Source organism: Deltaproteobacteria bacterium (genome assembly GCA_019308905.1).
Lineage (GTDB): Bacteria > Desulfobacterota > BSN033 > WVXP01 > WVXP01 > JAFDHF01.
The window spans coordinates 1-13,103 of sequence record JAFDHF010000092.1 but is presented as its reverse complement, the minus strand read 5'-3'; the positions used below and the strand labels follow the sequence as shown (position 1 = coordinate 13,103).

Here is a 13,103-nt window from a genome sequence, read left to right as displayed (position 1 = left end):
TCCCGAGCCGGTGGTGGAGTTGTTCGATGCGGTAAAGGCCGGGAACATGGACAAGGCGAGATCCCTCCAGTCCAGAGTCTCTGCGATGCGGGATATCATGCACTACGGGCCGACCGTTCCGATGATTCAGGGGATTCTGAGGCAACGTGGGGTCAACGCCGGATACCCGAGGCTGCCCTTCGTTCTGCCGGATGAGGGGTTGTTGAACAGGGCGATCGAGGAGTTCAAGAAGATGGGCGTTTCCGTCTAGCCGTGGGAAGAGGTCTTATGCGGATCGTTTTGGTGGGGTCACGTTCCTTTGCGTATCAGCCAAGACGAATGGCCCCTGGATGAGGCGAAGATGTGCGGGATCGTGGCACGGGAGAGTCCGGATGTCATCATATGCGGAGCGGAACCGATCACGGCGGATGTGCTGAGGGCATCGAAAAAACTGGGCATGGTCATGAAACACGGCGTCGGTGTCGACAATATCGACCTCGATGCCGCCGCTTCGCTGGGCATCGCAGTGGCCAATACGCCGGGAGCCAACAACACATCGGTCGCTGACTTTACGGTTGCCGCCATGCTGGCTCTGCTGCGGAATCTCTGCGAGGCGCACCAGGAGACGAAAGCCGGTTTCTGGCGTCACTATATGGGCCACGAGTTGGGCCGGATGAGGGTCGGCGTGATCGGCACCGGAAATGTCGGGGCCGAGGTCGTCAAGCGGCTCTATGGTTTCGGTGCAACCATACTCGCCTTCGATGTGGTGCAGAATCCCGGCTTGATTTCGGAATACGGGGTTCACTATGTGACGCTGGAGGAGCTTTTGGAGACATCTGACATCATTACCCTGCACGTCTCCCTGACGAACGAGACGAGGGGGATGATCGGCCGGCAGGAGCTTCAGAGGATGAAAAAAACCGCCTTGCTCATCAACGCTGCTCGTGGGGAACTGGTGGATGAGGATGCTCTGTATGAGCATTTGAAGGCCGGGCGGTGAATCCGTGCCGTGCCTCGGGCGATTTGGATCTCAATCGAGAAATCGAGGATTTGGGAGATGAGGATAGGGTTTGAAAAATACCGGGACTTCCCGCCGATTACGATCGATGACCGAAACCTGATCGGGGTTTTTGCTCCGAGATACGTGAAGGATAGGCGGCCGGTAGGAGAAATCATCCGGTTGGGTCTTGAGAATCCGTTGGATAGCCCTCCCCTGGCCGAGCTGGCCCGGGGGAAACATCGGGTCTTGATTCTCGTGGATGACAACACCAGAAACACACCGGTCCAGGAGATCCTCCCGCCGGTCATCGCGGAGTTGAATCGAGGGGGGATCGAGAATGGCCGGATCGAGTTCCTGGTGGCTCTGGGGACCCACCGGGAAATGACGGCGGAAGAGACGGAAGCGAAGTTCGGCCCCTCTATCTGCAAGACCTTTGCGATCTACATGCACCGGTGGCAAGATGAAGATCAACTCTACGATTTGGGAAAGACCGAAAGGGGCACGGAGATACTCGTGAACAGGCGGGTCATGGAGGCCGATCTGGTCATCGGTGTGGGACAGATCGTTCCGCACCGGGTGGTCGGCTACAGCGGTGGCTGCAAGATCGTTCAGCCGGGGGTTTGCGGCGAAGTGACCACGGGGCAGACCCATTGGCTGAGCGCCGAGTTCACGGGTGAAGAGATGACGGGCACGATCGAAAACCCGGTCCGGGAGGAGATCGATCGGGTCGGGGTGAGAGCCAATCTGGGGTTTATCGTGAACGCCGTCATGGACAATTCCGACGAGATAGTCCATGTGGTCTGCGGGGACCCAGTGGCGGCCTTCCGTGAGGGAGCCCGTCTGTCCCGGGAGATCTTCGCCGTGGAGATACCGGAAAGGGCGGACATCGTGGTCACCGATTCCTACCCCGCCGACATCGAGATGTGGCAGGCCTCAAAGGGCATTTATGCAGCCGAGCTCGCCGTAAAGGAGGGTGGCGTGATTGTCATGGTTTCCCCTTGCCATGAGGGGGTCTGTGCGACGCATCCCGACGTGTTGAAATACGGATACCTGCCCTACGGCGCGGTTCGAGAACTGCTCGACTCCGGCGAATTGACGGATCTGACCGTGGCCGCCCATCTGGTTCATGTGGGCCGTGTCATCAGGGAGAAGGCCACCGGCATATTGGTCTCTTCGGGCATAAAGCGCCGGGAGAGCGAGAAGCTGGGGTTCATCCCTGCGGAGAACCCACAGGAAGCCCTGGAGTTGGCTTTGAGAATTGCAGGAAGGCTAGCTCGGATCATTGTTTTGCAGCACGGAGGTCACATCTTGCCGGCTGTCCACGGCTGATCGACGGGGAGTGAAAGCGCTTCCCAGTGTTTCTTTTCAGTCTGTGGCACCCTTGCAGACACGGAAGGACCGACCGCGTTTGTTGGCGGGTGCTCATGAGAAAGGGGGGATGCCGACGAGAAAAGCCCGGGAGTGGTTTTTTTCAAGAACCAACAAAAAAGGCATAAGGAGGTCGACATGGGTAAGAGAATCTTTGTGGTATCAGTCGTTTTGTTTCTGGTCGTCGGGCTGGTCATCGCAGGAGTGCCCAACGCAGAGGCGAAAAAGAAAGGTCCCTTTGTCATTGGTCTTAGCAATTTCAGCCTCGGAAACTCCTGGCGCGTTCAGATGGTGGAAGAGGCAAAATACGCTGCCTCTCAGAAAAAGGAACTCGTAAAAGCCTTGATCGTGACCGAGGCCGAGGGTGACATTTCCAAGCAGATCTCTGACATTGAAGACCTGATCGCCAAAGGAGTGGACGCAATCCTCATAACGGCTGCCTCACCAAAGGCCCTGGTTCCTGTGGTGCACAAAGCAATGGCTGCAGGAATCGTCACCGTCGATTTCGACAATCTGGTATACACGGATAACATTACGGCCCACGTGATTGTCGATCAGAAGGAGTTCGGCCGCGTTCAGGGCAGATGGTTGGTGAAGGCACTCGGCGGAAAGGGCAAAATCATCGCTTTCAACGGCATCAAGGGGACAGCCATTTCCGCTGAAAGGTTCGAGGGGGCAAAGAGTATTTTCGATCAATATCCGGGCATCAAGATAGTCCAGGTGGTTTATGCCGATTGGGATTACGCCAAGGCCAAGAGGGCCATGGAATCCCTGCTGGCAGCCTATCCGAAGATCGACGGGATCTGGTCTCAGGGAGGCGCCATGTCCGAGGCCGTAATCGAAGCCTATCTGGAGAGGGGGATGGAGCCCCCTCCTGTCACGGGCGAAGATGGAAACGGTTTCCTGAAGGTATGGAAGGAGATAAGGGATTCCGGGAAATATCCCAAATTCGATTCAATAGCCACGAGCATGCCCACCTGGTGCAGCGCCAAAGCCCTCGAGGTCGCACTGGATGCCCTACAGGGCAAGCCGGTTCAGAAGAAGGTGATTATTCCCATACCCACCATCACCGCGGAGACCCTCGACCAGTACGTGAAACCCGATCTCCCGGACAGCTACTGGTGTAATTCCAAGCTTCCGGCAGAGATTGTAAAAAAGATGTTCAAGAGGTGAGCAAAAGAGGGGGAGGATCTCTCCTCCCCCTCTTCCTCGGGAGCCCTCCTATGGAAGGCAGTGAGACTCCGACCCGACTGTTGGAGATGAAGGGCATAAAGAAGTCGTTTCCAGGCACCCTCGCCGTCGACAACGTCGATTTCGAGTGTGACAGGGGGGAGATCCGAGGGCTCGTCGGGGAGAACGGAGCAGGCAAGAGCACCCTCATGAAGGTACTGGCGGGCGTCCACATGCCTGACAGCGGTAAGATCCTCATCAACGGTGTTCAGAAGAGGTTTCGTAATTACTCAGATGCGAGAAGGGCGGGGATAGGGGTCGTATATCAAGAGCTATCACTTCTTCCGGAATTGTCGGTGGCAGAGAACATCTTCATGGGGACCTGGCCGAAGAAATGGAACGGACTCATTGACTGGAGAGCAATAAAGGAGAAGAGTACATCTGTTCTGGCTGATATAGGTATCGATCTCGATCCGAACGAACTGGTGACCTCTCTTCCCATGGCACTCAGGCAAATGGTGGCAATAGCCAAGGTCCTGACGCAGGACCCGGAAATCATCGTCTTTGACGAACCCACCGCCGCCCTCTCGAAAGATGAGGTGGCGGAACTTTTTCGGATCCTGAGGGATACCAAGCGGAAGATGAAGGGGATCATCTTCATCTCCCATAGGCTGGACGAAGTGTTGGAGATATGCGATACCATCACCGTCATGAAGGACGGGCAGAAAGTACTCACCGAGAAGGCCTCATACTTTGATGAAGACAAGTTGGTTTCCTGTATGGTGGGAAGAGAGTTCTCTGAGATTTTTCCTCCCAAGATCGGCAGGAAAGAAGACCGGGAGGAGATCTTTTCCTATGACGGCATCCTGGCCAAATCGAAAAAGAGGGTGAGATTCTCCATACCCAGGGGAGATGTCCTGGGTATCGGCGGATTACAGGGGCAGGGTCAGATAGAAGTTCTCGAATCCATATTCGGTCTAGGGAACTGTGATGACCTGCACATAAAGATCTTCGGCAGAGAGGTAACGGTAAACAACCCTTATCATGCCCTGCGGCAAGGGATTGCTTTGATTCCTGAAAACAGAAACGAAGAAGGGGTATTCTTGATTCTATCGGTCTTGGAGAATCTGGTGGCCTCGACCATCGACAAGAGACAATCCTATGGGTTGATACGGAAAGAGGAAGAAGAAAAGGTAGCCAGAGACATCGTAGACAAGCTATCGATCAAGGTGACTTCCCTTGACCAGGTCGCCCAGTCGCTAAGCGGGGGGAATCTCCAGAAACTCGTGCTGGGGAAATGGTTGGTTTCCGATCCAAAGGTCATCGTCATGTTGGAACCGACAAAAGGCGTTGATGTCGCCACAAAGCAACAGATATATCGGCTCATCCGGGATCTCGCCGAGAGCAATGTGGCTGTCATCGTCTATACGAGCGACATGTTGGAGCTGATCGGAGCCTGTGATAGGGTGCTCGTCATGAACCAGGGTTTCTTGACCGCGAATCTGCAGGGAGACGAAATAACGGAAGAGAACATCATGAAGGCCTCGGTGAGCAACAAAAACCTATTGGAAGCAGACACTCTACAATGACTGAAAAACAGCGGGACCTACGTCTATACATTCCGGTCTATGTTATCTTCCTTGCAATCTACATTTTTGCCAGCATCCTCGAGCCGACCTTTCATACCTGGAGAAACAACGTCAACCTCTTCACGAGAATCACCCCTCTCATCTTTGCCGGAATGGCCCAGACCTTTGTCATATTGACGGGCGGGATCGATCTTTCCATCGGATCGATCATCGGATTGACCAACGTCATAGCGGCAAGTCTCCCGTTCCTGGACACACCGTTGAATATCGTCATGTGGGCCGTTATTCCTCCGCTGGTAGGGCTTGCTATGGGGTTGATGAACGGTGTCATCATAGCCAAGGGGGGATTTCCGCCCTTGGTCGTTACTCTGGCAACAGGGGCCATCTGGCGGGGGGTGACGTTGTTCATAATGGGTATTCCCGGAGGGAGCGTTTCCCTATCGGTCGCTACCACGGTTACCGGTACCGTGTTCAAGGTGGTTCCGACACCTCTGGTAATATTCCTTGTGTCTGTATATGCCTGCCATTTCGTTTTAAAGAAGACGGAATTCGGAAGATCCATATATGCAAGAGGCGGCAACGAGTCGGTCGCTCTCGAATCCGGGATCCCCTGCGATAGGGTCACGATCTGGGTCTACGGTGTAGGCGGCCTGCTCTCGGCATTTGCCGGAATGTTCCTGTCGGCCTGGATGTTTTCTGCAGATCCGTTGATCGGAGAGCCGTACATTCTCAACTCGATCGCCGTCGTCGTTATTGCGGGAACGAGCCTTATGGGAGGAAGAGGGGGTGTGCTGGGGATCATCGGAGCGGCATATATCTTCCACTTGCTGAACAACATTCTCAACCTGCTTGCGATATCGACCTTCTATCAATTCGTCGCAAAGGGGTTGGTCCTCATCCTAGCCCTTGCCGTTACCTCTTCCGGGACGACTCTGGATATACGAGGGATCTTAAGAAAGTATCTGCTCCCCAAATAGAGAAGGCCTTTGAAATTGCGTAGCGGGATGAATGAGAAAATCGTGGGTTTTGTAGTGAAGGAGAAACTGCTCATCCTTCTTTTTGTGATAATAGTCGTGATGTTCGGGGTGGGCGAGATTGTCTCCAAGGGTTTCCTCTCCTACGATCATGTGGGGGCTGTCTTAAGAACAGCCTCCTTTCTGGCAATCGTCTCCATTGGTCAGACGATAACTATTCTAATTGCGGGGATCGATCTTTCGGTTGGTGCCCTTATCACCATGGGCAACGTATTTACGTGCATGTTCATCAACGGCAGCAATTTCAATACCCTCTGGGCATTCCCGGCCATAATCCTCTTGGGAGCGCTGTTCGGTTGTTTCAATGGACTGGGAGTCGCCTACCTCAAGATTTCGCCCCTTGTCATGACCTTAGCCATTGGATCGCTCGTAACCGGAATAACTCTGATATTCAGCCAGGGGGCACCCAAAGGTCTGGCATCCCCGATCCTGAGGTACATAGGAGTGGGGAATCTCTTAGACCTAGTTCCGGTAATCATAGTGGTCTGGATCTTCTTAAGCGCGCTCTTCATTTTCCTCCTCCGGTCCACGGTTTTCGGAAGAAAGATCTACTACATCGGAGCCAATGAGAAAGCGGCGTATCTATCCGGCGTCAAGGTGAATTCCATCAAGACCATAGCGTACTCGATCAGCGGGGCGAGTGCCGCCTTGACGGGAGCCCTCATGGCCGGTTATACCCAAACGGCCTTCTTGGGCATCGGCAACGAGTACATTCTCTGGTCGATCGCGGCTGTTGTGATCGGGGGGACACCGCTGACAGGGGGCAAGGGCAGCTACCTGGGTACGATGGCCGGTGCGGTGATTCTCGTGCTTCTCGAGAGCATCTTGATCGTGATGAAAATGCCGGAGGCGGGCAGAAGAATAGCCAATGGAATAATCATTTTGATCATGATCAGCATCTATTTTGGAAGAAAAAGCAAGAGGACATGATCGAAAAGCGGAAAACCTCCCTAGTTCATGCCTCGTCTCCCGGGAAGCGCACTGTTCCGTCGCTCCTGGATTCCGAGATTCCGACTGTGAGCGAGGGGCGACCGGGTTCCTGGAGTGCAGGCCGAAAGGATGGATCTAATCGGCCTTGCAGGCGCTCAAGATGGTTTCAGGGATTGCCGGTCCGGGACAACAACCCCTAATGAAGATGGTCTTTGGATGGTTTTGATATTTAACCGGAGTACAGTCGCCGATGACGAAATAGGGCCCTTCCTGTAAATGCTTCTCGAAGTTGATATCGACGGCGTTGAAACCAAGCATAAAGGTCGGCCTGCCGACGTTCTTCCTTATTCTGTCCCAGGTCCCGTCCCTCTCCCATGCCACTGCCGGCCCTAGAAACCAGGTGAAGCAGCCGTCGCACAGGCCACCCAAGACCACATTGCAGGGGAATCTGTTGTACAGAACCCTCACCGGTTTTTCAACGCGAATCTGCACTTCAGAAATGTCCGGACCGATGACCCTGATTCTGTTCCTCTCTATCTCACCTACTCCGTCGAGATGAGCGGTCCAGGCAAAACCGAGATCATTCCTGTTGATGCCGAGCAGTTCCGCGGCAATGGAATCGAGGCCGACAGGATCGTTTGAGGCGAGGACCAACCCCAGATATTTCGGAAGGGACAAATCAGGGCCGTCTCCCTCTCCGACGATGACGGCATCGGCGAGGCACAGGGTTTCGGGCAGGGCTTTGTGAAGCTCGGAGACGAGCTTGGCCAATCTCGACTGGTGGTACTGCAGTCGGAGATCCTGCGGGATCAACCCGACCCAGTTCTTTACGCAACAGGTCAAACCGTCTATCTTGTGTGTCTTCAACTTTCCGAAATTTATGATATGGTCCGAGTCGAGGGCTTTCCGCGGAACGGAGATGCTTTCAAGCAGGTCACTTCCCGGCAATGGAATGCTTACTCTCTCCGATGGATCATCGATATCTACGAATTCGCCTCCGGCCTGTGTGATCGCGTCCAACATCCCGGATTCCCTGAAGGTTTCATCGGATTTCAGATAGCTTGCAGGTGAATCTCCGACATATACCCTCCTTACGCCTCTCTCCATCAGAAGGCCGATCAGACTCGATATGAGCGTGGGTTCCGTGGTAACACTCGATCGTGCCGACGCCCCCATAACAACATTGGGTTTGACGAAAGCTAGACCATCTTTGGGTATCTCGATGTCGTTCTCTTCCAGATTCGTGAGGGATTTTTCAAGTACCGCCTTGAAATCGATTTCATCATAGACGGCTGATTCGACCTTTACAACCGAAACAGTGGATTGTCTTGTTCCCCCCATCTTTTCCCCTCCGCTCTTGTTGGATGTCATATTTCGGCGACCATGCTGACTGGAGAGGCGTCAAGCCCCTTCAGCCTCAAAGGAAAAGCACATATCATCCTGATCTTCTTGTCGACGACTCTTGCAATATTCACATCCTCATAGACGAGCAACGGCCTGGTATCGTATAGTCTTTCGTCCAACAGGGTTCTATGGACCTCAAAATCAGACTCCGGGCCGAGAGTAGGGCTTTCTATGCTCAGGGTATCGATTGCAACGGCCTTCACGTTTAGGAGACTCTTACGGATGAGTTCTGCCGATTCACGGGATATGGCCGGAAAATCGTCGGCAAAGACGGCGGTATCATTCCGGAACTGCGAAAAACCGGTAAAAATCAGAAGAATGTCCGCCGAGTAGAGAGAATCACCGTATGACAGGAGATCGGCCGGTTCAACCAACTCCGATCTGTGCAGTCGCTTCCCGATAACCAACGGTTGATAATAGACGAAATCATCGATTGAAATCTGGTCGATCGTCCGGCTGTCACGGCCGAAATGAAAAGGAGCATCAACATGCGTCCCGTTATGGAGGTAATGCTTAAGGACCGTGGCATTGCAGACGTCGCCTTCCTTCATTCTGGACACAGGAATGAATTCGTCACGAGGAGAACCGGGGTAGACCGGTATGTCCGGGCCGATCTCATAGGAGAGTTCGATAAACATATGGCACCTCCCTTGTCACAGCAAAGCCGGCCCGCCGGTTTGTCAAGGTCGTTTCTCTATATGCCTCGGTAGCATATCGCAACCGGTCATGGCATCTTGAAATTCCGGGTCGAATGAACCTTCCACCTGTCCCAGACCCACTTCGAACCGGCGGGCATCCGGGGACTTCTGTGGACCTCTGCAGGATGAGACAAAAGGCCGTATATAGTATACCATACCTTCTGCTGATCCTGCGACGTAAAAGTTCTTCCAAAAGGAGGTCTGCGGAAGCCGGTAAGGAAGGTTCTATTTTTCTCGGCATGTCCGCCGACAGTCTACTGGATTTCGGTTCTGAAGAGGACGGCAAAAGACATTTGTAGCCTCAGATCAGTCGTCATGGAAACAGAAAAAGATTCTATTGGCCCTGTAAAGGCAGGATCATAGGAAGGACCTGAAACCAACAAACCATTATCAAGGTCGCAATTTGTAGAAAACATCGGATTCGCTTGAAGACAGAAAAAAATGTGACTATTTGGATTATGACATTTGTCTTTAGTGGCAAGGCATTGACCTTTTCTTAAAGTGAAAAGCTACGAAGTTAACACATAGACTAAAGATTCATAGATATTTTGGCAATTTATCGAGTTTCGTGTTATTATTATTATGACCGGCCCAAGGGGCCTCATTATCAACTCTCAGGCTCGTCCTGAAGGCATTTGACTTGAGAATAAACAGCAAACATGACAAACTGACAGTCCTACGGTCCGGTAGAAACAATCATCCACAATATAGACAAGGGACTCCATTCTTTAGGTTACAGGTCGATCGTGGCCTGTTCCGGTGATTCCAGAGTCGCCGGGGAGCATTACGTGACCGTCGATCAAAGCATCGGCGACTACTGGAGCGATGACACTCTGGAACGGCGTAGAACCATGGATTTGCACCTTTCAAGGGTATTGAGCAGGGCGAAGATGGGTGACATCGACGTCATACACACCCATGATGCACAAGCGGTTGAGTTCATCTATGATGGTGTATTCGCTATGCATTTACCGATTGTGATGACTCTTCACGTACCGGCAAAAGAAAGCCGGCTGCAGGGGACTTACCAACGCTGGTGCAATCCCCTGTCATCTCGGCCGGTATATTGCGTTCCGATAAGCGAGTATCAAAAAGGCCAGTACAACGGACTGGTGAAGACAGAGGATGTCGTCTATCATGGAATTGAGGTTGAAGAGTACCCTCTGAAGGCTGAGCCTGACAGAGGAAGCTATCTGTTCACAATCGGCAGGGTCACCGCCGACAAGGGCCAGGACAAGGCCATAGAAATTGCAAAGAAAACCTGTTCCAAGCTTGTCATTGCCGGTTGTATCCAGAATAAAGCCGCAGACAGGGAGTTCTTCGCCGGCTTGAAGAACTCCATAGACCTGTTGGTTGAAGTCGGCAAATATCCGGTCGATAATGACTACTACAACAATGTAATAGGTCCGCTGTTGGACTGCGATAAGCAGATTATCTACATCGGAGAAATCAACAGCGAGCACAAAAAGAAATGGTACCGCCATGCACGGGCCACCTTGTTCCCTATACAGTGGGATGAGCCGTTTGGACTTGTTCTGATCGAGTCGATGGCATGCGGCACGCCGGCCATTGCATTCAATAGAGGCGCCGTCCCGGAAATAATGGTGGATGGGAAGACAGGGTTCATAGTGGATTGCATGAGTGACATGGCCGGGGCGGTTGACAGGATCGACCATATCGATCCCGACGAGTGCCGGAGACACGTGGAGAATCGTTTCTCCACGAAGGTCATGGCCTGTGGGTATTCAAGGTTGTATCAAGAGATAGCCGGCGGCCATAGGGTATCGGACAGGTACAGGAGCTTTTCGATCGGCGATCTCTCGAGACCTCTCCACGGTCGGGTACAGGCACGTCGGAAACCATGCCCAAAGACATTCCCGTAAGCAATGGCAATCTTCTTTTCAACTTCGATTCGGATTATCAGATCCGGGATGTATATTTCCCCCTGATAGGTCAGGAGAACCATTCGAAGGGGAACCCATTTCGGTTCGGAGTCTGGGCGGATGGACGATGCTCCTGGATGGGCCCGGAGTGGGAAAAGGAGCTGAGATATCGCGACAACAGCCTCGCTACCGACGTCTTTCTGAAGAACGAGGCTCTGGGCCTGGAGTTGCGCTGCTCCGACGTGGTCGACGTAGACTTGAACGTATACATAAGAAGGATCGAGGTGACAAATCTGGAGAAGACGGAACGTCAAGTCAGGCTCTTTTTCAGCCACGACTTCCATCTCTATGGCAATGATATCGGAGAAACGGCCTATTTCGATCCACGAACCCGGTCCGTCATACACTACAAAGCCAATCGCTACTTTCTTATTAATTGTCGTGTGGCCGAAAAGTGCGGCGTGGATTACTACGCGTGCGGGGACAAGGAAGTTCCGGGGAGCGAAAGAACCTGGAAGGACGCCGAGGACGGCGAACTCAGCGGGAACCAGATTTCCTGGGGCTCTGCCGACTCCACGATCGGGATGCGGATGCAGTTGGCCTCGGGCGGGAAGGTGGAGGCTTTCTACTGGGTGGCGGCAGGCAGGCTTTACCATGAGGTGGCTCGACTCAACCATGAAGTGATAGAGAAGACGCCGGCAGAGCTGATCAAAAGCACGTCGGGTTACTGGAAAGCATGGGTTGAAAAAGAGCCCAGATTCTTTGGAGATCTACCCAAAACGGTCATCGACATTTTCAACCGAAGCCTCCTGATTTTGAGAACACAGATCGACAACCGGGGAGCGATCATCGCGGCCAATGACTCGGACATAGTCCGTTTTGGGAAAGACACGTATTCCTACATGTGGGGCCGCGATGGGGCCTTCGTGGCTGCCGCCTTGGCCAAGGCGGGTTACTCGGATGTGTGCAGGAAGTTCTTCGAATTTTGCTCTCGTGCTCTGTCAGAGGAGGGGTATCTTTACCAGCATTACAATCCTGACGGATCACTGGCCAGCAATTGGCACCCGTGGTTATTGGAAGGGAAAGCCGTGCTTCCGATACAGGAGGACTCGACGGCCTTGATTCTCTGGGCGCTCTGGATACACTACGAGAATTCTAGAGAAATAGGGTTCATCAGAGGTCTTTACAACGAATTGATACAGAAGTCTGCCGACTTTCTGGTCGCTCACCGGGATCCCGAGACCCTGCTGCCCATCCCCTCCTATGATCTCTGGGAAGAGCGTTTTGGAGTGCACTCATTTACTGTCGCAGCGGTGATTGCCGGCCTCAGGGCGGCAGCGAATTTTGCAAGACTCTTTCAGGATGCTCCCCTGGCAGAGAAATACGGCAGAGCGGCCGAACAGATGAAGGAAGGGCTTACAAGACATCTCTACCACACCGGCCTGAAGAGGTACGCTCGTTCCGGTTACAAGAAGGGCAAAGGCTATGAACTCGATGAGGTGATCGATGTCAGTCTCTTGGGACTCACGATTCTGGGAGCATTGCCTCCCAAAGATCCCCGGATTGTCGAAACAGTGGAGGCGATACACCAGCAATTATGGCTCAAGACCCCTGTTGGGGGATGTGCCCGATACCGGAATGATGTTTATCAACGGCCGAATGACAGCCCACCGGATATTCCGGGCAATCCCTGGTTTATTTCAACGCTCTGGCTGGGAGAGTACTTTATCGCTCGTGCCGAAACTCTTCAGGAACTTCACAAAGCCCTCCCTTACCTCGAATGGTGCGGGAAGAACGCGATGCCCTCCGGCGTGTTTGCGGAACAGGTGCACCCTGTAAATAGTTCTCCTCTCTCCGTTTCACCCCTCACCTGGAGCCATTCGGCTTTCGTGTGGACGGTACTGCAATACACCGACAAGTTCCGGGAGGGGGTCGGGAGGGGGTCAGGTCTTGAATTATAAGATTGTATGTGTATGGGTTAAGGCAAGGAGCTATAATTCAAGGCCTGACCCCCGACTCCGACGAGCGGGAATCCGCCTCAAAGCAGC

General features: G+C 53.2%; 11 protein-coding genes. 9 read left to right on the top strand and 2 right to left on the bottom strand.

All coding sequences use genetic code 11. From position 1 onward, the window contains the following. The 7 genes from JRJ26_19175 to JRJ26_19145 all read left to right on the top strand — a co-directional run. A partial coding sequence (locus tag JRJ26_19175; GenBank protein MBW2059618.1) for a hypothetical protein occupies positions 1 to 250 on the top strand: 250 nt, incomplete at its 5' end. Between the two features lie 48 nt (positions 251 to 298). Further along, positions 299 to 979, top strand: a complete 681-nt coding sequence (locus JRJ26_19170) for a hydroxyacid dehydrogenase (GenBank protein MBW2059617.1) — start codon at positions 299 to 301, stop codon at positions 977 to 979. A gap of 57 nt (positions 980 to 1,036) precedes the next feature. Further along, positions 1,037 to 2,308 carry a nickel-dependent lactate racemase gene (gene larA, locus JRJ26_19165; protein ID MBW2059616.1) on the top strand — a complete coding sequence of 424 codons (1,272 nt, stop codon included), beginning with the start codon at positions 1,037 to 1,039 and terminating at the stop codon, positions 2,306 to 2,308. A 177-nt stretch (positions 2,309 to 2,485) separates the two neighbouring features. Next, positions 2,486 to 3,520, top strand: a complete 1,035-nt coding sequence (locus tag JRJ26_19160) for an ABC transporter substrate-binding protein (GenBank protein MBW2059615.1) — start codon at positions 2,486 to 2,488, stop codon at positions 3,518 to 3,520. A gap of 50 nt (positions 3,521 to 3,570) precedes the next feature. After that, positions 3,571 to 5,106 carry a sugar ABC transporter ATP-binding protein gene (locus JRJ26_19155; GenBank protein MBW2059614.1) on the top strand — a complete coding sequence of 512 codons (1,536 nt, stop codon included), beginning with the start codon at positions 3,571 to 3,573 and terminating at the stop codon, positions 5,104 to 5,106. Next, the gene (locus JRJ26_19150; protein MBW2059613.1) at positions 5,103 to 6,083 is read left to right on the top strand and encodes an ABC transporter permease; all 981 of its coding nucleotides are present in this window, start codon (positions 5,103 to 5,105) and stop codon (positions 6,081 to 6,083) included. The genes JRJ26_19155 and JRJ26_19150 overlap by 4 nt, the downstream gene beginning before the upstream one ends. A 9-nt stretch (positions 6,084 to 6,092) precedes the next feature. Beyond that, on the top strand, positions 6,093 to 7,070 hold the full coding sequence (locus tag JRJ26_19145; GenBank protein ID MBW2059612.1) for an ABC transporter permease: 978 nt from the start codon (positions 6,093 to 6,095) through the stop codon (positions 7,068 to 7,070). Between the two features lie 135 nt (positions 7,071 to 7,205). Here the strand turns inward: JRJ26_19145 and JRJ26_19140 are convergent, their stop codons facing one another. Both JRJ26_19140 and JRJ26_19135 read right to left on the bottom strand, forming a co-directional pair. Continuing rightward, complete coding sequence (locus tag JRJ26_19140) at positions 7,206 to 8,411, bottom strand: DUF362 domain-containing protein (protein MBW2059611.1); 1,206 nt, start codon at positions 8,409 to 8,411, stop codon at positions 7,206 to 7,208. Between the two features lie 26 nt (positions 8,412 to 8,437). Then, positions 8,438 to 9,112: a cyclase family protein gene (locus JRJ26_19135; protein ID MBW2059610.1), complete on the bottom strand. Its 675-nt coding sequence runs from the start codon at positions 9,110 to 9,112 to the stop codon at positions 8,438 to 8,440. An 848-nt stretch (positions 9,113 to 9,960) separates the two neighbouring features. Between JRJ26_19135 and JRJ26_19130 the strand changes: the two genes are divergently transcribed. Then, a complete protein-coding gene (locus tag JRJ26_19130; protein MBW2059609.1) occupies positions 9,961 to 11,055 on the top strand; it encodes a glycosyltransferase in 1,095 nt (364 codons plus the stop codon). Further along, positions 11,034 to 13,016 (top strand): glycoside hydrolase family 15 protein, encoded by a 1,983-nt coding sequence (locus JRJ26_19125; protein MBW2059608.1) that lies wholly within the window; start codon positions 11,034 to 11,036, stop codon positions 13,014 to 13,016. The genes JRJ26_19130 and JRJ26_19125 overlap by 22 nt, the downstream gene beginning before the upstream one ends. Positions 13,017 to 13,103: the final 87 nt, after the last annotated feature.

Coding starts and splice junctions, on each gene's coding strand:
- larA (MBW2059616.1), top strand. CDS start 1,037: ATGAGGATAGGGTTTGAAAAATACCGGGACTTCCCGCCGATTACGATC.
- JRJ26_19140 (MBW2059611.1), bottom strand. CDS start 8,411: ATGGGGGGAACAAGACAATCCACTGTTTCGGTTGTAAAGGTCGAATCA.
- JRJ26_19125 (MBW2059608.1), top strand. CDS start 11,034: ATGCCCAAAGACATTCCCGTAAGCAATGGCAATCTTCTTTTCAACTTC.
- JRJ26_19150 (MBW2059613.1), top strand. CDS start 5,103: ATGACTGAAAAACAGCGGGACCTACGTCTATACATTCCGGTCTATGTT.
- JRJ26_19135 (MBW2059610.1), bottom strand. CDS start 9,112: ATGTTTATCGAACTCTCCTATGAGATCGGCCCGGACATACCGGTCTAC.
- JRJ26_19155 (MBW2059614.1), top strand. CDS start 3,571: ATGGAAGGCAGTGAGACTCCGACCCGACTGTTGGAGATGAAGGGCATA.
- JRJ26_19160 (MBW2059615.1), top strand. CDS start 2,486: ATGGGTAAGAGAATCTTTGTGGTATCAGTCGTTTTGTTTCTGGTCGTC.